The 20305-nt window shown below is 65.6% G+C and carries 17 protein-coding genes and 5 tRNA genes; 20 read left to right on the top strand and 2 right to left on the bottom strand.

Annotated features, from left to right (window positions below):
- Window positions 1-235 precede the first annotated feature (235 nt).
- From H3O04_RS14270 to cyoD, 5 genes are all read left to right on the top strand, one after another.
- Window positions 236-1765, top strand: a complete 1530-nt coding sequence (locus H3O04_RS14270; RefSeq protein ID WP_124477844.1) for a complex I subunit 4 family protein — start codon at window positions 236-238, stop codon at window positions 1763-1765.
- Window positions 1766-2040: 275 nt separating this feature from the next.
- Window positions 2041-2928: a ubiquinol oxidase subunit II gene (gene cyoA / locus H3O04_RS14265; protein ID WP_027812927.1), complete on the top strand. Its 888-nt coding sequence runs from the start codon at window positions 2041-2043 to the stop codon at window positions 2926-2928.
- A gap of 3 nt (window positions 2929-2931) precedes the next feature.
- On the top strand, window positions 2932-4938 hold the full coding sequence (cyoB, locus tag H3O04_RS14260; protein ID WP_006478439.1) for a cytochrome o ubiquinol oxidase subunit I: 2007 nt from the start codon (window positions 2932-2934) through the stop codon (window positions 4936-4938).
- Window positions 4938-5546: a cytochrome o ubiquinol oxidase subunit III gene (gene cyoC / locus H3O04_RS14255; protein WP_006478440.1), complete on the top strand. Its 609-nt coding sequence runs from the start codon at window positions 4938-4940 to the stop codon at window positions 5544-5546. The genes cyoB and cyoC overlap by 1 nt, the downstream gene beginning before the upstream one ends.
- Window positions 5547-5879, top strand: a complete 333-nt coding sequence (gene cyoD, locus H3O04_RS14250) for a cytochrome o ubiquinol oxidase subunit IV (RefSeq protein WP_006478441.1) — start codon at window positions 5547-5549, stop codon at window positions 5877-5879.
- A 111-nt stretch (window positions 5880-5990) separates the two neighbouring features.
- Here cyoD and H3O04_RS14245 read toward each other — a convergent pair whose 3' ends face one another.
- On the bottom strand, window positions 5991-6290 hold the full coding sequence (locus H3O04_RS14245; protein WP_006478442.1) for a DUF4148 domain-containing protein: 300 nt from the start codon (window positions 6288-6290) through the stop codon (window positions 5991-5993).
- A gap of 218 nt (window positions 6291-6508) precedes the next feature.
- Between H3O04_RS14245 and H3O04_RS14240 the strand changes: the two genes are divergently transcribed.
- From H3O04_RS14240 to H3O04_RS14200, 9 genes are all read left to right on the top strand, one after another.
- Window positions 6509-7183, top strand: a complete 675-nt coding sequence (locus tag H3O04_RS14240) for a response regulator transcription factor (protein ID WP_034174523.1) — start codon at window positions 6509-6511, stop codon at window positions 7181-7183.
- An 11-nt stretch (window positions 7184-7194) separates the two neighbouring features.
- On the top strand, window positions 7195-8586 hold the full coding sequence (locus H3O04_RS14235) for a sensor histidine kinase (RefSeq protein WP_202587910.1): 1392 nt from the start codon (window positions 7195-7197) through the stop codon (window positions 8584-8586).
- Window positions 8587-8605: 19 nt separating this feature from the next.
- Window positions 8606-9271 (top strand): response regulator transcription factor, encoded by a 666-nt coding sequence (locus H3O04_RS14230; RefSeq protein WP_006478445.1) that lies wholly within the window; start codon window positions 8606-8608, stop codon window positions 9269-9271.
- A gap of 239 nt (window positions 9272-9510) precedes the next feature.
- A complete protein-coding gene (locus H3O04_RS14225; protein ID WP_027808916.1) occupies window positions 9511-9867 on the top strand; it encodes a hypothetical protein in 357 nt (118 codons plus the stop codon).
- Window positions 9868-10008: 141 nt separating this feature from the next.
- A complete protein-coding gene (locus H3O04_RS14220) occupies window positions 10009-11883 on the top strand; it encodes an extracellular solute-binding protein (protein ID WP_202587909.1) in 1875 nt (624 codons plus the stop codon).
- Between the two features lie 52 nt (window positions 11884-11935).
- Window positions 11936-12979 carry a microcin C ABC transporter permease YejB gene (locus tag H3O04_RS14215; RefSeq protein ID WP_011549504.1) on the top strand — a complete coding sequence of 348 codons (1044 nt, stop codon included), beginning with the start codon at window positions 11936-11938 and terminating at the stop codon, window positions 12977-12979.
- 48 nt (window positions 12980-13027) lie between these two features.
- Window positions 13028-14125: an ABC transporter permease gene (locus H3O04_RS14210; protein WP_202587908.1), complete on the top strand. Its 1098-nt coding sequence runs from the start codon at window positions 13028-13030 to the stop codon at window positions 14123-14125.
- On the top strand, window positions 14122-15744 hold the full coding sequence (locus H3O04_RS14205; RefSeq protein ID WP_202587907.1) for an ABC transporter ATP-binding protein: 1623 nt from the start codon (window positions 14122-14124) through the stop codon (window positions 15742-15744). The genes H3O04_RS14210 and H3O04_RS14205 overlap by 4 nt, the downstream gene beginning before the upstream one ends.
- Before the next feature lie 128 nt (window positions 15745-15872).
- On the top strand, window positions 15873-16544 hold the full coding sequence (locus tag H3O04_RS14200; RefSeq protein WP_006478451.1) for a C40 family peptidase: 672 nt from the start codon (window positions 15873-15875) through the stop codon (window positions 16542-16544).
- A 153-nt stretch (window positions 16545-16697) separates the two neighbouring features.
- On the opposite strand, the gene H3O04_RS14195 is transcribed toward H3O04_RS14200, so the two are convergent.
- Window positions 16698-17615 (bottom strand): patatin-like phospholipase family protein, encoded by a 918-nt coding sequence (locus H3O04_RS14195; RefSeq protein WP_185920956.1) that lies wholly within the window; start codon window positions 17613-17615, stop codon window positions 16698-16700.
- Between the two features lie 278 nt (window positions 17616-17893).
- Here H3O04_RS14195 and gltX point away from each other — a divergent pair, with 278 nt between their 5' ends.
- From gltX to H3O04_RS14165, 6 genes are all read left to right on the top strand, one after another.
- A complete protein-coding gene (gene gltX / locus H3O04_RS14190) occupies window positions 17894-19303 on the top strand; it encodes a glutamate--tRNA ligase (RefSeq protein WP_011694315.1) in 1410 nt (469 codons plus the stop codon).
- A gap of 129 nt (window positions 19304-19432) precedes the next feature.
- A tRNA-Ala gene (locus tag H3O04_RS14185) sits at window positions 19433-19508 on the top strand.
- 137 nt (window positions 19509-19645) lie between these two features.
- A tRNA-Glu gene (locus H3O04_RS14180) sits at window positions 19646-19721 on the top strand.
- Window positions 19722-19799: 78 nt separating this feature from the next.
- A tRNA-Asp gene (locus H3O04_RS14175) sits at window positions 19800-19876 on the top strand.
- A 63-nt stretch (window positions 19877-19939) separates the two neighbouring features.
- A tRNA-Glu gene (locus H3O04_RS14170) sits at window positions 19940-20015 on the top strand.
- 79 nt (window positions 20016-20094) lie between these two features.
- Window positions 20095-20171: transfer RNA gene (locus tag H3O04_RS14165), tRNA-Asp, on the top strand.
- The last annotated feature ends 134 nt before the right edge of the window (window positions 20172-20305 follow it).

Here is a 20305-nt window from a genome sequence, read left to right as displayed (position 1 = left end):
AATCAGTAGGCTACGCGGGCACGCAAAATTGATGTTCTGCTGCGCTGCAGAAAATATTCAATCGTTTTATGCTGGTTAACCCGATCGCATTTGAGCGGCATCAACTTTTCCGGTGATGCCGCTTTACATTTTGCCAACATTGGCGATTCACGAAATCTACCTGTCGATTTGATTTCGTCCCTTTCGTCGCGCCTGTCCCCGATGCAGGGCGCGACCTCCTCAAGGCGTTGTTGACATGCATGATTTCCCCTTCCTGAGCCTGGCCATCTGGGTTCCGATACTGTTCGGCGCGGTGCTGCTGCGCGCCGGTTCCGACCAGCATTCATGCCGGATACGACTGATCGCGCTGATCGGCGCGATCGCCGGGCTGGCGGCCGTCGTGCCGCTGATCGCCGGTTTCGACGCGCATTCGGCGGCGATGCAGTTCGTCGAAAGACGCGACTGGCTGGCGGCATTCAATGCCGGCTGGCGGGTCGGCATCGACGGCGCGTCGCTGTGGCTCGTCGTGCTGACCGCATTCACGACGCTCGTGGTGGTGGTGGCGTCGTGGGAGTCGGTCACGGTGCGCGTCGCGCAGTACTACGCGTCGTTCCTGATCCTGTCGGGGCTGATGGTCGGCGTATTCGTCGCGCAGGACGGGCTGCTGTTCTTCATCTTCTTCGAGGCGACGCTGATCCCGCTGTACCTGCTGATCGGTACGTGGGGGCGCGAGCGACGCGTGTATGCGGCCGTGAAGTTCTTCTTCATCTCGTTCGCCGGCTCGCTGTTGCTGCTGATGGCGATGCTGTACCTGTACGCGCAGTCGCATACGTTCGACATGGCCGTGTGGCGCACGCTGCAGCTCGGCTTCGCGCCGCAGTTGCTGGTGTTCCTCGGCTTCTTCGCCGCGTTCGCGGTCAAGGTGCCGATGTGGCCGGTCCACACGTGGCTGAGCGACGTGTACACGGACGGCCCGACGGGCGCCGCGCTGATGCTCGCGATGCTCAAGCTCGGCGGTTACGGGTTCCTGCGCTTCGCGCTGCCGATCACGCCGGACGCGAGCCACTTCTTCGCGCCGGCCGTGATCGCGCTGTCGCTGTTCGCGATCGTCTACGCGAGCCTGATCGCGCTCGCGCAGACCGATCTCGGCAAGCTGCTCGCGTATTCGACGGTCGCGCACATGGGGATCGTCACGCTGGGGCTGTTCCTGTTCAACCGGATCGGCGTCGAAGGCGCGATCGTGCAACTCGTGTCGTACGGCTTCGTGGCGGGCGCGATGCTGTTGTGCGTGAACGTGCTCGTGGATCGTACCAGGCAGCGCGAGATCGCCGCGTACGGCGGCGTGGCGGGCGTGATGCCGCGTTTCGCGACCTTCACGCTGCTGTTCGCGATGGCCAACGTCGGTCTGCCGGGCACGTCGGGGTTCGTCGGCGAGTTCATGGTGATCATGGGCGCGATCCGCTTCAACTTCTGGATCGGTGCGATCGCGGCGCTCACGCTGATCCTCAGCGCGTCGTACACGCTGTGGATGCTCAAGCGCGTCGTGTTCGGCAAGGTCGCGAGCCAGCGGATCGCGAAGCTCGCCGACCTGAATCGTCGCGAGATCGTGATGTTCGCGTCGCTCGCGCTGATCGTGCTGGCGGTCGGCATCGATCCGAAGCCGTTCACCGATGCGATCGATCCGACCGTCGGCAAGCTGATCCAGGAAGCGAGCCATTCGAAGGTGCCGGCAGGGGATGGCCCCGCGCCGGCGCTGCCGTCGTACATGGCGTCGACGCACGACTGATCCCGGCACACCGCGCCGCGCAAGCCAGCCGCATTCGCGCGGCAGGTATCGTTGCGCACGCATCGATCGAGGATCGGCACGGGGCGTACCGGGCCCGCTTCCGGCTGCGTGAAATTGCCCCGCGACAATGTGACTCACGGCAGATTTTGCAATGATGATTTGCCGCCTGCACCGGTTTTTCATCGCACTCGCGCGACGTATGATTCGGCCAATTTCGTGAATCGAATGCGCATCGGGCATACGCAAACGGATTCAATGACCCGCGGGGCTGTGTGATGAAAAGAAGGGCTTCAAGAGGCTGGTCGGCGCTGATGGCCATGGGCACGGCGCTAAGCCTGTCAGGTTGTAATTTAGATGTACTAAATCCGAAAGGAAGTGTGGGTGCCGCCGAAAAGGCGCTGATCGCGACGTCCACCTGGGCGATGCTGATCGTCGTCGTGCCGGTGATCCTGCTCACGCTGTGGTTCGCGTGGCGTTACCGTGCGTCGAACCGCAACGCCGCCTACGCGCCGAACTGGTCGCACTCGACCGCGATCGAGGTCGTGATCTGGACGGTGCCGACGCTGATCATCCTGTTCCTCGGCGTGCTCACGTGGAAAACCACGCACGAGCTCGATCCGTACAAGCCGCTCGAATCGGCGGTGAAACCGATCGACGTCGAGGTGGTCGCGCTCGACTGGAAGTGGCTGTTCATCTATCCGGAACTCGGTATCGCGTCGGTGAACCAGCTCGCGATTCCGGTCGGCACGCCGGTGAACTTCCGCATCACGTCGGATTCGGTGATGAACTCGTTCTTCATCCCGCAGCTCGGCGGCCAGGTCTATGCGATGGCCGGCATGCAGACGCGCCTGCACCTGATCGCCGACGAGCCCGGCAACTACGCGGGCACGTCCGCCAACTTCAGCGGCCGCGGTTTCTCCGACATGAAGTTCCGCACGCTCGCCGAGCCGCGCGAGCAGTTCGATGCGTGGGTGCAGAAGGTGAAGGCGTCGCCGGACCGGCTCGACGCGACTATGTACGGCGGCGTCGCGCAGCCGAGCGAGAAGGCGCCGGTGCGCTATTTCTCGTCGGTCGATCCGCGGCTCTTCCACAACATCATCGCGAAATACAACGATGGCCACGTCCTCGACCTGAAGGACGCCGCCTGCGGCACGAAGGGGTAACGCATGTTCGGCAAACTCACACTCTCGGCGATCCCGTTCGATCAGCCCATCATCATGGGGGCCGGCGCCTTCATGGGTCTGGTCGTGCTGGGCATTCTCGCCGCGCTGACGATCACCGGCCGCTGGAAATGGCTGTGGACGGAATGGCTGACCACGGTCGACCACAAGAGACTCGGCGTGATGTACATCATCGTCGCGCTGATCATGCTGCTGCGCGGCTTCGCCGACGCGATCATGATGCGCATGCAGCTCGCGCTCGCGTACAACGCGCCCGGCTACCTGCCGCCGCACCACTATGACCAGATCTTCACGGCGCACGGCGTGATCATGATCTTCTTCATGGCGATGGTGTTCATGGTCGGCCTGATGAACCTGGTCGTGCCGCTGCAGATCGGCGCGCGCGACGTCGCGTTCCCGTTCATCAACTCGCTGTCGTTCTGGATGACGGCGGTCAGCGCGATCCTGATCAACCTGTCGCTCGTGATCGGCGAATTCGCGCAGACGGGCTGGCTCGCATACCCGCCGCTGTCGGAGCTGCAGTTCAGTCCGGGGGTAGGGGTCGACTACTACCTGTGGGCGCTGCAGATCTCGGGCGTCGGCACGTTGCTGACCGGCGTGAACTTCTTCGTGACGATCATCAAGATGCGTGCGCCGGGCATGACGTTGATGAAGATGCCCGTGTTCACGTGGACGGCCCTGTGCACGAACGTGCTGATCATGGCGTCGTTCCCGATCCTGACCGCGACGCTCGCGCTGCTCGGCCTCGACCGTTACCTCGGCATGCACTTCTTCACGAACGACGCCGGCGGCAACGCGATGCTGTACCTGAACCTGATCTGGGCGTGGGGCCATCCGGAGGTGTACATCCTGATCCTGCCGGCGTTCGGGATCTTCTCGGAAGTCATCGCGACGTTCGCGAAGAAGCCGCTGTTCGGCTACAAGACGATGGTGTACGCGACCTGCGCGATCATGGTGCTGTCGTTCCTCGTGTGGCTGCATCACTTCTTCACGATGGGCTCGGGCGCGAACGTGAATGCGTTCTTCGGGATCATGACGATGATCATCGCGATTCCGACCGGCGTGAAGGTGTTCAACTGGCTGTTCACGATGTACCGCGGCCGGATCGAATTCACGACGCCCGTGCTGTGGACGATCGGCTTCATGGTCACGTTCACGCTCGGCGGCATGACCGGCGTGATGATGGCGATTCCGGGCGCGGACTTCGTGCTGCACAACAGCCTGTTCCTGATCGCGCACTTCCACAACGTGATCATCGGCGGCGTGCTGTTCGGCTATCTCGCGGGCTTCAACTACTGGTTCCCGAAGGCGTTCGGCTTCAAGCTGAACGAGAAGCTCGGCAAGGCCGCGTTCTGGTTCTGGCAGGTCGGCTTCTACGTCGCCTTCGTGCCGCTCTACGTGCTCGGCTTCATGGGCATGACGCGCCGCCTGAACCACTACGACAACCCGGCCTGGCATCCGTGGCTGCTGGTCGCCGCGTTCGGCGCCGTGCTGATCGCGATCGGCATCGCGTGCCAGTTGCTGCAGCTGGTGGTCAGCATCCGCAACCGCCATCTGCCCGAGTACCGCGACACGACGGGCGACCCGTGGGGCGGCCGCACGCTGGAGTGGGCGACCTCGTCGCCGCCGGCCGACTACAACTTCGCGGTGATCCCGCAGGTGCGCACGCTCGACGCGTATGCAGACATGAAGGCACGCGGCGAAGGCCGGCCGAACCCGGCGACGTTCCGCGACATCCATATGCCGTCGAATACCTGCGCAGGCCTCGTGATCGCGGTCTTCAGCCTGGTGCTCGGCTTCGCGCTGGTGTGGCACATCTGGTGGATGGCGATCGGCGGGCTCGTCGGGATCATCGCGACGCTCGTGATCTACAGCTCGCGCGATAACGACGGCTATTACATCCCTGCGTCGACGGTGCGCAAGACCGAAGACAAGCAGCCGACGCGGCGCACGGCCGCGCGCGTCGACGACGTGGAACTGGAGGCCAACTGATGTTGCAGAAAACCTTGAGCGCAACCCTGCTCGAGCACGACGACCATCCGCCGTCGCACTCGGTGTTCGGGTTCTGGCTGTACCTGATGACCGACTGCGTGATCTTCGCGGCGCTGTTCGCGACGTTCGCGGTGCTCGGCCACCAGTATGCGGGCGGGCAGACGGCGAAAGAGCTGTTCGACATTCCGGGCGTCGCGGTCGAAACCGCCGCGCTGCTGCTGTCGAGCATCACATACGGCTTCGCGATGCTCGCGGCGTACCAGCAGCGGCGCGGCGCGCTGCTCGCATGGCTCGCGGTGACGTTCGTGCTCGGCGCGGCGTTTCTCACGATGGAATTGCGCGAGTTCTCGCACCTGGTCGCGGAAGGCGCGGGCCCGCAACGCAGTGCGTTCCTGTCGGCGTTCTTCACGCTGGTCGGCACGCACGGGTTGCACGTGACGGCGGGCCTGTTGTGGATGATCGTGCTGGCCGCGCAGATCGTGTTGCGTGGCGGCGACCTGACCGATCGCGACCTGCGGCGCCTGACGTGCCTGAGCCTGTTCTGGCACTTCCTCGACATCGTGTGGATCTGCGTGTTTTCCTTTGTCTATCTCGCGAGCGTGATCTAAATGGCCCATTCGCATTCGTCTCAACTCGAAGAAGGGCATGGCAGCGTCGGCGGCTACGTCGCCGGTTTCATCCTGTCGGTGCTGCTCACGGCCGCGTCGTTCGGCCTCGTGATGGGCGGCGTGCTGTCGCCGCATGCGTCGCTGATCGGGCTGGCCGTGCTCGCCTTCGTGCAGATCGTCGTGCACCTCGTGTACTTCCTGCACATGAACGGCTCGTCGGGCCAGCGCTGGAACGTGATGGCGTTCAGCTATACGGTGCTGACCGCCGCGATCGTGATCGTCGGCACGCTGTGGGTGATGCACAACGTCAGCATGAACATGATGTCGCGCTGAGCGGCAGCGTGGCGCATCGGGTTCGCATCCGTGCGCGTTCATGAAGAAAAGGCGGCACATGCGTGCCGCCTTTTGTGTTTTCCGGCGGGTGTGTTGCGCCGGAGTGCGCGGTCAGTGGTGCGTGCCCGCGTCGGCCGTCAGCGCGTGCGTGCAGTCGGCGCGGTACTCGGCGCCGAGCCGATCCTCCGCGCCATTGATATCGTCGGGATAGTAAGGGCTCGAGGGCGCCGGCTTGTAGCCGACCTGTTCGAGCTCGGACAGCTCGCGTACGAGGTCCGCACGCGAGACGCCACTGCCCGTGTGCACGAACGGGTACGCGTGGCATTCCTGCGGCGTGAGGTGTGGCCCCGCAAACGCGGCGGTGCTGGCGCATGCGAGCAGCATGCAGGCGACGGTGGTCGACAGTTTCATCCGATAGCTCCTGGTTTCGCGGCCCGATGCCGCATGACGTCAGCGTAGGCGGCAGCCGTCGCAGGGCGGGCGACGCACGGATGAAACATGTTTCACGTACGCACGTCGCGATGCCGAATGAAGTTATTTTCATCTGGCGCCGCACGGCAATCGCGGCGCTTACGATAGTGGCGGGCGCATCGTGCGCGCCCGTGTTGAAGTTCATTGCGAGGGCAACCATGCGAGTACTGACGGTCGAGGACGATGCGGTGACGGCGAACGAAATCGTCGGCGAACTGACCGCCCGCGGGTTCGAGGTCGACTGGACCGATAACGGCCGCGACGGGATGATGCGCGCGATGAGCGCATCGTACGACGCGATCACGCTCGACCGGATGCTGCCGGGCGCGGACGGCCTCGCAATCGTGACCGCGATGCGCACGGTCGGCATCGACACGCCGGTGCTGATGCTGAGCGCGCTGGGCGACGTCGACGAGCGCATCCGCGGGCTGCGCGCGGGCGGCGACGATTATCTGACGAAGCCGTTCGATTCCGGCGAACTGAGCGCGCGCATCGAAGTGCTGCTGCGCCGCCGGCAGGCATCGGGTGTGCCGCAGCAGACGCTGCTGAAGGTCGGCGTGCTCGAGCTCGACCTCATTTCGCGCTGCGCGCGCCGCGGCACCGACGAGATTCCGCTGCTGCCCACCGAGTTCCGCGTGCTCGAATTCATGATGCGCAATGCAGGCCAGACGATCACGCGCACGATGCTGTTCGAGGCCGTGTGGGGCTATCACTTCGATCCCGGCACCAACCTGATCGACGTTCACATGGGCCGGCTGCGCAAGAAGATCGATCCGCCCGGCGCGAACCCGATGATCCAGACGGTGCGCGGATCGGGCTACATGCTCGCTTGACGGAGGCGCGAATGGACGCAGCCCGCGCGGCGCACTTCACGCGCCGCTGGCATACGACGACGTTTCGCTGGCTATGCGCGTACGCGGCGATCTTCTCGGTGTCGCTGCTGCTGCTCGCGGGCGTGATCAGCGTGGCCGCGACGCATACGATGACGCACGACACGGACGAAGTGCTCGCGTGGCAACTGATCTATTTCGATTCGATTCCCGATGCCGAGCTGCCGCTCGCGATCCACCGGCGGCTCGAGCACGAGCACATGCATACGAATTTCTACGGGCTGTTCGATGCGAGCGGGCGCCGCGTGGCCGGCGACATCACGACGCCGCCCGCGCTGCAGACCGATCGCCGCGGCCGGACGCTGAACCGCACGCTCGCGCTGCTCGACGGCCAGCCGTCGCCGATCGCGCGCGCGATGGCCGAGCGTCGCGACAACGGCATGACGCTGGTGGTCGCGCGCGACCTGTCGCATTTCATCCAGATTCGCGACGTCGCGATCCGCGGGTTCGTGATCGGCGGCGTGGTGATCCTGATCGCGGGCATCGCGGGCGGCAGCATGCTCGGCATGCGGCAGATGCGCCGCGTCGCCGCGATCCGGCGCGTCACGCGACAGATCGCCGAAGGCGATCTCGGCAAGCGGCTGCCGGTCGGCGGCTACGACGAACTCGATCTGCTCGCGCATCTCGTGAACCACATGCTCGACGAAGTCGAGCGGCTGATGGGCGAGGTGCGCCATACCTGCGACGGGATCGCGCACGACCTGCGCACGCCGCTCGCACGCGTGCATACGATGCTCGCGCGGCTCGCCGACCAGCCGTTCTGCGCGCATGATCCCGCGTCGGCGGCGCTGCTGGCTTCGGCGCGCGACGAAACCGACCGGCTGCTCGAACGGTTTCGCGCGATGCTGCGCATTTCCGAGATCGGCACGCTGAGCCGGCGCGGCGGTTTTGCCGCGGTCGACGTCGCGGCCCTGCTGCGCGACGTGTGCGAGCTTTACGAGCCATTGGCCGAGGACGTCGACGTGTCGTTCGCGCTCGAGGCGGCCACGGTCGACGGCATCCACGGCGATCGTGCGTTGCTGTTCGAGGCGTTCAGCAATCTCGCGGACAACGCGATCAAGTTCACGCCGCCGGGCGGCCGCGTGCGCGTCGTGCTCCAGACGACGCCGCACGGCCCGCTCGTCCGGTTCGAGGACACCGGGCCCGGCATCCCGCCCGGCGAGCGCAATGCGGTGCTCGAACGCTTCTATCGCGGCGAGCGCACGCGCCACGTGAACGGCTCGGGGCTCGGATTGAGCATCGTGTCGGCGGTGATGCGCGTGCATGGTTTCGCGCTGCGGATCGGCGACGCACAGCCGGCCGGTACGGCGATCACGGTCGAATGCTGGCCGCGTTCGCTCGCATGACGATGCAGGAGACCGAGCGATGCGCATCCTGCTGATCGCGCCGCCGAATCCGCACGCGTCGCGGCTCGACAAGGCGTTTCGAGAGAGCACGCACGGCGTCGAGCGCGTCGACGCATGGCGCGACGGCTGTTTCGCGGCGACGCAGGACCGGTTCGACGCGATCGTGATCGTCGCGACGGATGGCGGGGCCGCGGCGGCGATTCTAGATGAATTGCCGCGGCTCGCCGCGTCGGCCGGCGGTGCGACGATCGCCGCGATCGTTGCCGGCACCACGTCCGCCCAGCGCGCGCAGCTGCTGAACGCAGGCTGCGACGTATGCCTGGCCCATCCGTGTTCGTTCGTCGAATTGCACGAACGGTTGCACGCGCTGTGGCGCCGCGCGGGCATCATCGCGATGCGTGAATCGATCCGGCTCGACACGGCGACGCGCGCACTCGAGGAGCAGGGCCGGCGGCTCGCGCTCAGTGCACGGGAGTTTCGCGTGGTCGAATGCCTGCTGCGCGAAGCGGGGCGGCCGGTCGGGCGGGACGCCGTGCTGCGTTATGCGTGGGACGATGCCGATATCGAACCCGAAACGGTCAATGCGCTGGTCGTCCGGTTGCGGCGCAAGCTGGTCGCGCATGCGTTTTCCGCGCGGATCGAAACGGTTGCGCGATTCGGCTTCCGGTTCGACACGGGCGGGTGACGGGGCGGATATCGACACCGGGCTGAAAGAAGCTCTTGACGGTCGGCGTGCGCAGCGCCACGCCACGCGGCCCGGCCCGGCCCGGCCCGGCGACGGCAGCCGGGCGTCGATTGTTACAAGACGTTAGCGCGCGTGTCCCGTTGCGATGCCGCGCATCAGTTCTTACAAACTTGAAATATGCGGAGCCGGCGCTTGCCGCTATAGTCGAATCACACATGACACAACCAGAAGAGGAATCCATGAAGACTTTGCGTGTTGCCTCGCTCCTGACCGGTATGACGGCCTTGCTCGTGTCGGGCGCAGCAATGGCGGGAGTCAATGTCGGGATCAACGTCGGCGTGCCGGCACCGGTCTACGTCGCGCCTGCGCCCGTGTATGCGCCGCCGCCTCCGCCGGTCGTCTACCAGCCGGCGCCTGTCTATGCACCGGCGCCCGTGTACGCCCCGGCGCCGGCGATCGTGATCGGCTGGCATGGCGACCGCTACTGGGACGGCCGCCGCTACTGGGGCCGCGACGAGTGGTATCGCCACCATGGCCGCGGCTGGGGCGGCGATCGCGGTCACTGGGATCACGGCCGCCACAACGGCTGGCGCTGATCGACCGGTCGCGCATGCGTGCCGCGTGCGCGACACCCGCTCGCGAGAAAACCGCCCGCGTGGCGGTTTTCTTTTGGCTCGACGGACTGAATGGGTAGAATCGCTCCACGTTACTACCCTCATTCGATCGACAGGGCCTCTATGACGAAGGGTTCGCCCCGGGCCGCCGCCGCGCGTGCCTGCCCCGGCGCGCTGCGGGCCGCCGGCCGCGTGGCCGCGGTGCTGGCGCTGCATGCGGTGCTGGCCGCGCCGGCCGCGCACGCGGCCTACGCCATCGCGCAGTACGGCGAGCCGAAGTATCCGCCGGGCTTCAAGCATTTCGACTACGTGAACCCCGACGCGCCGAAGGGCGGCACGCTCGTGCTCGCGAATCCGAGCCGACTGACGTCGTTCGACAAGTTCAATCCGTTCACGATGCGCGGCAACACCGCGCCCGGCATCGACATGCTGTTCGAGAGCCTCGCGACCGGCAGTTCCGACGAACCGGCGTCCGCCTACGGGCTGCTGGCCGACGACATCGACATCGCCCCGGACCGCCGTTCGGTCACGTTCCACCTGAATCCGCGCGCCCGCTTCTCGAACGGCGATCGCGTCACGGCCGACGACGTCAAGTTTTCGTTCGACACGTTGAAGAGCAAGCAGGCCGCGCCGCAGTTCGGCGCGTATTTCGCGGAAATCGCGAAGGCCGTGGTCGTCGATCCGGCGACCGTGCGCTTCGAGTTCCGTAGCGCGAACCGCGAACTGCCGCTGATCGCCGGCGGCGTGCCCGTGTTTTCGCGCAAGTGGGGATTGCGCGCGGACGGCTCGCGCATCCCGTTCGACCAGCTTGCGTTCGAGCAGCCGATCGGCAGCGGCCCGTACGTGATCGAGCGCTACGACAACGGCCGCACGATCACCTACCGGCGCAACCCCGCGTACTGGGGCGCCGACCTGCCGGTACGGGTCGGCACCAACAACTTCGAGCGGATCGTGTACAAGCTGTACGGCGATGGCGTCGCGCGGCTCGAGGCGTTCAAGGCCGGCGAATACGACGTGCTCGTCGAGTACATCGCGCGCAACTGGGCGCGGCGCGACGTCGGCAAGCGTTTCGACAGCGGTGAGCTCGTCAAGCGCGAATTCCGCCAACATAACGGCGCCGGCATGCAGGGCTTCTTCATGAACCTGCGCCGGCCGCTGTTCCGCGACGTGCGCGTGCGCCAGGCGCTCGACCTCGCGTTCGACTTCGAGTGGCTGAACCGGCAACTGTTCTACAGCGCATACACGCGCCTCAACAGTTATTTCGCCGACACCGACCTGCAGGCGACCGGTACGCCGAGCGACGGCGAGCTGAAGCTGCTGGAGCCACTGCGCGCGCAGCTCGATCCGGCCGTGTTCGGCCCGACGGTCACGCAGCCGGACACGAATCCGCCGGGCTCGCTGCGCGCGAACCTGCTGAAGGCGCGCGCACTGCTCGCGCAGGCCGGCTGGACCTATCGCGACGGCGCGCTGCGCAACGCGAAGGGCGAGCCGTTCGCGTTCGAGATCCTCGACGATGCGGGCGGCGCGATGGAAGGCGTCGTGACCGCCTACCAGCGCAACCTGGCGAAGCTCGGCATCGTCGTGCGGTTTCGCACGGCCGATTACGCGCTGCTGCAAAAGCGCCTCGATGCATTCGACTACGACATGACGACGATCCGCTTGCCGGGCGTGCAGGTGCCGGGCGCCGAGCAATACTCGCGCTACGCGAGCAAGTTCGCCGACGAGCCGGGCTCCGACAACTTCATCGGATTGAAATCGCCGGCCGTCGACGCGTTGTTGCATGCGCTCGGCGCCGCGCAGACGCGCGAGGAACTGCTCGACGCGACGCACGCGCTCGACCGCGTGCTGATGCACGGCTACTACGCGGTCCCGCAGTGGTACAGCACGACGCACCGCATCGCGTACAAGCGCACGCTCGCCTATCCGCGGACGCTGCCGCTGTACTATTCGGCCGAGGGCTGGGTCGTGTCGACCTGGTGGGCGAAGCCCGATCACTGACCCGCGCCGGCCCTTCGTCCAACCCCGCCATCCGATCACGAGTCGACGCCCTATGTGGAGCTACATCCTCAAACGCCTGCTGCTGATGATCCCGACGCTCGTCGGCGTGCTGACGCTCACGTTCGCGGTGATTCAGTTCGTGCCGGGCGGCCCCGTCGAGCAGGCCGTGCAGGAGCTGCGCAAGGGCGCGACGGAGCAGGGCGCGACGCCGTTCGGGATGCGCGCGCACACCGGCGTCGACGCGCATCAGCTCGCGCAACTGAAGGCGCTGTACGGTTTCGACAAGCCGCCGCTCGAACGCTACTGGCTGATGCTGAAGCGCTTCGCGCGCTTCGATCTCGGCGACAGCTATTTCCGCCACCAGAGCGTGTGGTCGCTGGTCGTGCAGAAGCTGCCGGTGTCGATCAGCATCGGGCTGTGGACGTTCTTCCTCACGTACCTGATCTCGGTGCCGCTCGGCATCGCGAAGGCCGTGCGCAACGGTTCGCCGTTCGACGTTGCGACGAGCCTCGTTGTGCTGGTCGGCTATGCGATTCCGGGCTTCGTGCTCGGCGTGCTGCTGCTCGTGCTGTTCGGCGGCGGCTCGTTCTGGCAGCTCTTTCCGCTGCGCGGCCTCACGTCGGACAACTTCGCGCAGCTGTCGCTCGTCGGCAAGGTGCTCGACTACCTGTGGCACATCGCGCTGCCGATCACCGCGTCGGTCGTCGGCAGCTTCGCGGTCGTCACGATGCTCACGAAGAACGCGTTCCTCGACCAGATCCGCCGGCAATACGTGCTGACCGCGCGCGCGAAGGGGCTCTCCGAGCGTAGCGTGCTGTGGAAGCACGTGTTCCGCAATGCGATGCTGCCGTTGATCGTCGGCTTCCCGGCCGCGTTCATCGGTGCGTTCTTCACCGGCAGCCTGCTGATCGAGACGCTGTTCTCGCTCGACGGCCTCGGGCTGCTGTCGTACGAGTCGGTCGTGCGGCGCGATTACCCGGTCGTGCTCGGCACGCTGTACCTGTTCACGCTGATCGGGCTCGCGACCAAGCTGATTTCCGATCTTTGCTATGTGTGGGTCGATCCGCGCATTCAATTCGACAACCTGGAGCGCTGACATGAAACGAGCCATTCGCATGCCCGGCGCCAGCGGGCGGGGCGCGCGATGAACCGGGCCGTCGCCTCTTCCCGTATCGACGCCGCACGTGCGCGCGTGTCGCCGTCGCCCACCCGCCGCGTGTGGCAGCGCTTCAGGCAGCAGCGCCTCGGCTACTGGAGCTTCGTGATCTTTGTCGTGGCCTTTGCCGCGAGTCTCGCGGCGCCGCTGTGGTCGAACGACAAGCCGCTCGTGGTGCGCTACGACGGCCAGACCTATTTCCCGATGTTCCATGCGTATCCGGAGACGACCTTCGGCGGCGATTTCCCGACGCCGGCCGACTATCTCGATCCGTATGTGCGCAAGCGGCTCGAGGCGCCCGGCAACTTCGTGGTCTATCCACCGAACCGCTACTACTACGACACGCTGAACTACTTCTCGAACGTGCCGAACCCGGCGCCGCCGTCGCGCGAGAACTGGCTCGGCACCGACGCGCAGGGCCGCGACCTGCTCGCGCGGCTCGTGTACGGCTTCTGCGTGTCGGTCGAGTTCGGGCTGATCCTGACGGTGATCGGCACGCTGCTCGGGATCGCCGCGGGCGCGGTGCAGGGCTTCTTCGGCGGGCGCATCGACATCGTCGGGCAGCGGCTGATCGAGATCTGGAGCTCGCTGCCGGAGCTGTACCTGCTGATCATCTTCGCGTCGATCTTCGAGCCGAGCTTCCTGCTGCTGATCGTGCTGTTGTCGCTGTTCGGCTGGATCGGTCTTGCCGACTACGTGCGTGCGGAATTCCTGCGCAACCGCACCCAGGACTACGTGCGCGCGGCCCGCGCGATGGGACTGACGAACTGGCAGATCATCTGGCGCCACGTGCTGCCGAACAGCCTCACGCCGGTGATCACGTTCCTGCCGTTCCGGATGAGCGGCTCGATCCTCGCGCTCACCAGCCTCGATTTCCTCGGGCTGGGCGTGCCGCCGCCCACGCCGAGCCTCGGCGAGCTGCTGGCGCAGGGCAAGGGCAACCTCGACGCATGGTGGATCTCGCTGTCGACGTTCGGCGTGCTGGTCGCGACGCTGCTGCTGCTGACCTTCATGGGCGACGCGCTGCGCAACGCCCTCGACACGCGGATCGCCGATTCGGTGCGCGCGGCGGGAGGGCAGCGATGAGCGAGTCGACCGTATCGACGCAGCACGAACCGCTGCTGTCGCTCGAGCGTCTGCATGTGCGCTTCGGCGACACGGTCGCGGTGGACGACGTGACGCTCGCGATCGGGCGGGGCGAGCGGGTCGCGCTCGTCGGCGAATCGGGGTCCGGCAAGAGCGTGACCGCGCTGTCGATCCTGCGGTTGCTGCGCGACGCAGAGGTCACGGGCGCGATCCGCTTTGCCGGGCAGGATCTGGCGGCCAGGAGCGAGCGCGAGATGCGCGGGCTGCGCGGCTCGGACATCGCGATGATCTTCCAGGAGCCGATGACGGCGCTCAACCCGCTGTATACGATCGGCGTGCAGATCGGCGAGACGATCGTGCTGCACGACGGCGTATCGGCCGTCGAGGCGCGCAAGCGGGCGATCGCGTTGCTCGCGCGCACCGGCATCGCGGAGCCCGAGAAGCGGGTCGACAGCTACCCGCACCAGTTGTCGGGCGGCCAGCGGCAGCGCGCGATGATCGCGATGGCGCTCGCGTGCCGGCCGCGCCTGCTGCTGGCCGACGAGCCGACCACCGCGCTCGACGTGACGATCCGTGCGCAGATCGTCGACCTGCTGCTGGAACTGCAGCGGGAGGAGGCGGAAAAGCGCGGGATGGCGATCCTCCTGATCACGCACGACCTGAATCTCGTGCGGCACTTCGCGCAGCGGGTGGCGGTGATGGAGCACGGCCGGCTCGTCGAGAGCGGGCCGGTCGAGCAGATTTTCGCGGCACCCGAGCATCCGTATACGCAGCGGCTGCTGAACAGCCGGCCGCAACGCACGGTCACGCCGGTGATGCCGATCGCGCCCGTCGTGCTCGACGCGCGCCACGTGAGCGTGCAGTTCGCGCGCAAGCGGCCGGGCTTCGCGGGCTGGTTCGGCACGGTGCCGGTGACGGCCGTCGCCGACGTGTCGGTGTCGGTGCGGCAGGGCGAAACGCTCGGCATCGTCGGCGAATCGGGCTCAGGCAAGTCGACGCTCGCGATGGCGCTGCTCGGGCTGCAGAAGACGGCCGGCGGCGAGATCGAATTCCAGGGACGCGCGCTGTCGACCTATCGCGGCCGCGAACAGACCGCGCTGCGCTCGAACATGCAGGTGGTCTTTCAGGATCCATTCAGTTCACTTTCGCCGCGTCACACGATCGAGCGGATCGTCGGTGAAGGGCTCGAACTGCATCGCCCGGACATGACGCCCGACGCGCGCCGCGCGAAGTCGCTCGCGGTGCTGCGCGAAGTCGGGCTCGACCGTACGGTGCTGCAGCGTTATCCGCACGAATTCTCGGGCGGGCAGCGCCAGCGGATCGCGATCGCGCGCGCGCTGGTGCTGGAGCCGCGCATCCTGATCCTCGACGAGCCGACGTCGGCGCTCGACGTGTCGATCCAGCAGCAGGTGCTGAAGCTGCTCGCGAATTTGCAACAGAAATACAACCTCGGCTATGTATTCATCAGCCACGACCTGGAGGTGATCGGTGCGATGGCACACCGCGTCGCGGTGATGCAGGACGGCGCCGTCGTCGAGTCGGGGGAGGTGCCCGACATCTTCACCCGACCGTCACATCCTTACACACAAAAGCTGTTGAAAGCGGTCTGGAAAGCGTGATAGGCGTCCAATGGTCTGACCATCTCGATTGTATTTATTAATTTGTTTTGACAAACGATTACGCGCTGGCTAGTATCGACCGAAATTTTCCGCCAATCAGCTGATTTTTAAGCACATTCCATCGACCAATGCAGCATCGATCCCTGACCCAGGCATGCGCGCGCACCATCGCCGGGCTGTTCATCGGCGCCCTGTTCGCAGCAGCACCCGGCGCGTTCGCCGACGAAGTCAGCAGTTTTAACCAGAATGTCACCAATTCGACTCAGATCGGGTCGGGTTCCTCCCTCCAGCAGACCAACGCGCAGTCGTCGAGCGGCGGCGCGAAGTCGTTCCTTGCCGGCATGGCGGGCAAGGCGGGCGACGTGGTCGTCGGCGCGCTGAACATGATCGGCGTTCGGTATCGCTGGGGCGGCAACTCGCCGGATTCGGGCCTCGACTGCAGCGGCTTCGTGCGCTACGTGTTCCAGGACACCCTCGGCATGTCGCTGCCGCGTCGCGCGGAAGAAATGAGCCGCGTCGGCGAGAAGGTGAGCATGAGCAACCTGAAGCCGGGCGATCTCGTGTTCTTCAACACGATGCGCCGCACGTTCTCGCACGTCGGCATCTATATCGGCGACAACAAGTTCGTGCACTCGCCGTCGACGGGCAGCACCGTCCGCGTCGACGATCTCGACAGCGGCTACTGGGAAAAGCGTTTCACCGGTGCGCGCCGGATCGAATCGGAATTCCCGATGAAGCCCGAAGACCTGCGCCGCGTGCGCGCGACGATCGGCGACGATTCGGCGAACGGCAGCAACTGACGTTTGCCGGTCGGTCAGGCCGGACGATAAAAAACCCTGTCACCGAAAGGCGGCAGGGTTTTTTGTTTTGAGGCTGGCGCCGACGGCGCGGCGTAAGTCGTTCCGTCGGCCACCGGGAGGCGGCGCGTGCCGCGGCCTCCCGCCCATCGCGGCCTACGCGGCGGCAGTCACGCCCCGCGCCGCCGCGAGCTTGCGCTGCAGTTCCGGCATGACGCGCGCGACCGCTTCCTCGCCCGCGAGGATCGCCGCGTTGCGCTGGTTGAAGTCGCTGCCGCCCATCGCCGCCAGGTTCGGGCGAATCACGACGTCCGCATACTTGTCGAGCTCGTAGGTCTTGATCGTCTGGCCCATGATCGTGAAGGTCTGCAGCAGCATCTCGATCGGGTTGTTGGTCGCCGCGCCGTCCGGCCGGGCCGAGATGTCGACCGCGATCACGAAGCTCGCGCCCATCTTGCGCGCGAACGACGCCGGCACCGGGCTCACCAGCCCGCCGTCCACATATTCGCGATTGCCGATCTTCACCGGCTCGAACACCGACGGCACGCTGCACGACGCGCGCACCGCGAGCCCCGTGTTGCCTTGCTGGAACAGGATCGGCTGGCCGCTTTGCAGGTCCGTCGCGACGATGCCGAGCGGCTTCGCCATCTTCTCGATCGGCCGGTTGTTGAGCGTCTTGTTCAGGAAATTCTGCAGCGCGACGCCTTGCAGCAGGCCGCGCGAGCGAAACGGCAGCGCCCAGTCGCTGATCGATGCCTGGTCCATGTCGAGGGCGATCTTGTTGATCTGCAGCGCGTTCATGCCCGACGCGTAGAGCGCGCCGACCACCGAGCCCGCGCTCGTCCCGGCGACGATCTCGATCGGAATGCCGCGCGCCTCGAGCGCCTTCAGCACGCCGATGTGCGAGAACCCGCGCGCGGCGCCGCCGCCGAGCGCGATGCCGATCTTGACGGGCTTCTCCTGCGGGAGTGCCGTGCCGGGGCGGGATTTGTCGCCGAAGGACGTACAGGCGGCGAGGCTGGCGGACGCGCACGCGATCGTGAAGTGGCGGCGCGACAGGCGAGGGGACGACATCGAATGGTTCTCCGGCGGCTTGGCGGCGGGTTACACGGCCCGCGGCGGCGATAGGTTCCGAGCGGCCGCGCAGCGGGTTCCGTGCGGCCGGCGCCGCGCCGGCTGGCGGCCGCGGCGCGCACATCATAAAGCAAGCGGTGCGCTTGGCGCGATGTCCGGCGCGAGTATAATTCCGGCTTCTTTCCCGTTCCGGGCGCCGCCGGCTCCGTTGCTGTCCGGGCTGCCGCGTCGTCCCGCGTCGAATCATTCATGCGCCCCAGGCGTTCGAGTTACCGTTTATGACCCGTCCTGTCCGTACCCGCTTCGCGCCGAGTCCCACCGGCTTCATCCACCTCGGCAACATCCGCTCCGCACTCTATCCGTGGGCGTTCGCCCGCAAGATGAAAGGCACGTTCGTGCTGCGCATCGAGGATACCGACGTCGAGCGCTCGTCGCAGGAAGCGGTCGATGCGATCCTCGAGGGGATGCAGTGGCTCGGACTGGATTTCGACGAAGGCCCGATCTACCAGATGCAGCGGATGGACCGCTATCGCGAAGTGCTCGCGCAGATGCTCGAGAAGGGTCTCGCATATCCGTGCTACATGTCGGCCGAGGAACTCGACGCGCTGCGCGAACGCCAGCGCGAAGCCGGCCTGAAGCCGCGCTACGACGGTACGTGGCGCCCGGAGCCCGGCAAGGTGCTGCCGGAGCCGCCGGCCGGCGTGAAGCCGGTGCTGCGCTTCCGCAATCCGCTGACGGGCACGGTCGTGTGGGACGATGCGGTGAAGGGGCGTGTCGAGATCTCGAACGAGGAGCTCGACGACCTCGTGATCGCGCGCCCGGACGGCACGCCGATCTACAACTTCTGCGTGGTGGTGGACGACATGGACATGGGCATCACGCACGTGATCCGCGGTGACGACCACGTGAACAACACGCCGCGCCAGATCAACATCCTGAACGCACTCGGCGGCGAGCCGCCCGTCTATGCGCACTTGCCGACCGTGCTGAACGAGCAGGGCGAGAAGATGAGCAAGCGGCATGGCGCGATGAGCGTGATGGCGTACCGCGACGCGGGCTTCCTGCCGGAAGCCGTCGTCAACTATCTCGCGCGTCTCGGCTGGTCGCATGGCGACGCCGAGATCTTCTCGCGCGAGCAGTTCGTCGAATGGTTCGATCTCGAGCATCTCGGCAAGTCGCCCGCGCAGTACGACCACAGCAAGCTGAGCTGGCTGAACGCGCATTACATCAAGGAAGCCGACAACGCGCGCCTTGCCGAACTCGCGAAGCCGTTCCTCGACGCACTCGGCATCGACGACGCGGCGATCGCGACGGGCCCCGCGCTCGACGCGGTGGTCGGCTTGATGAAGGATCGTGCGACGACGGTCAAGGAGATCGCGGAAGGTGCGGCGATGTTCTATCGTGTGCCGGCACCCGACGCCGACGCGCTCGCGCAGCACGTGACCGATGCGGTGCGTCCGGCGCTGGCCGATCTCGCTGCCGCGCTGAAGGCGGCCGACTGGACGAAGGAAGCGGTGTCCGCCGCGCTGAAGGCGACGCTCGCCACGCACAAGCTGAAGATGCCGCAGCTCGCGATGCCGGTGCGTCTGCTGGTGGCGGGCACGACGCATACGCCGTCGATCGACGCGGTGCTCGTGCTGTTCGGTCGCGACGTCGTGGTGACGCGCATCGAGGCCGCGCTGGCTTGACGTTCGTGCGCGCGCGAAGCTGTCCGTGCATGAGGTACGCGGCGGCTTCGCAAAAAATTTCGCACGAATCGTAAAAAGGGTATTTACAAGTTCGAAATCGGTCCATATAATCTCATTTCTGTTCTGCAAGGGGGTATAGCTCAGCTGGGAGAGCGCTTGCATGGCATGCAAGAGGTCAGCGGTTCGATCCCGCTTACCTCCACCAACAGAACAAGATGGATTGATTTGCGAAGCGGCGGTAGTAATAAATGCTTCACAAAATGATTCAAAGCAGTTAGAATTTCGGCCTTCGCTGTTGACCAGAAGTGAATAGCGAAAGTCAGACAAATCTGAAAAGATTATGTCCCCTTCGTCTAGAGGCCTAGGACATCACCCTTTCACGGTGAGTACAGGGGTTCGAATCCCCTAGGGGACGCCAGATTCAGCGGCGTTTCATAGAAGTGTCGCAAGGCTTGCAGGAACGTAACCGACGTCCTGCAGGTTGGGTAAGAAAGCTGGAGCGGTAGTTCAGTCGGTTAGAATACCGGCCTGTCACGCCGGGGGTCGCGGGTTCGAGTCCCGTCCGCTCCGCCAGAACGAAGCCCGTTCAAGACGTTTTTGAGCGGGCTTTTGTATTAAAGATGTAAGCAGTACGTTGTCCCCTTCGTCTAGAGGCCTAGGACATCACCCTTTCACGGTGAGTACAGGGGTTCGAATCCCCTAGGGGACGCCAGATTCAGCGGCGTTTCGTAGAAGTGTCGCAGCGCGTGCAGGAACGTGACGAGATCCTGCAGGCGGTGGTGCAGAAAGCTGGAGCGGTAGTTCAGTTGGTTAGAATACCGGCCTGTCACGCCGGGGGTCGCGGGTTCGAGCCCCGTCCGCTCCGCCAGAACGAAGCCCGTTCAAAAGCGTTTTTGAACGGGCTTTCTCGTTAAAGATGTAAGCAGTACGTTGTCCCCTTCGTCTAGAGGCCTAGGACATCACCCTTTCACGGTGAGTACAGGGGTTCGAATCCCCTAGGGG

It is taken from the genome of Burkholderia sp. KCJ3K979, assembly GCF_016759955.1.
GTDB classification, from domain to species: Bacteria; Pseudomonadota; Gammaproteobacteria; order Burkholderiales; family Burkholderiaceae; genus Burkholderia; species Burkholderia orbicola.
This window is presented reverse-complemented; position numbering and strand designations above follow the sequence as displayed.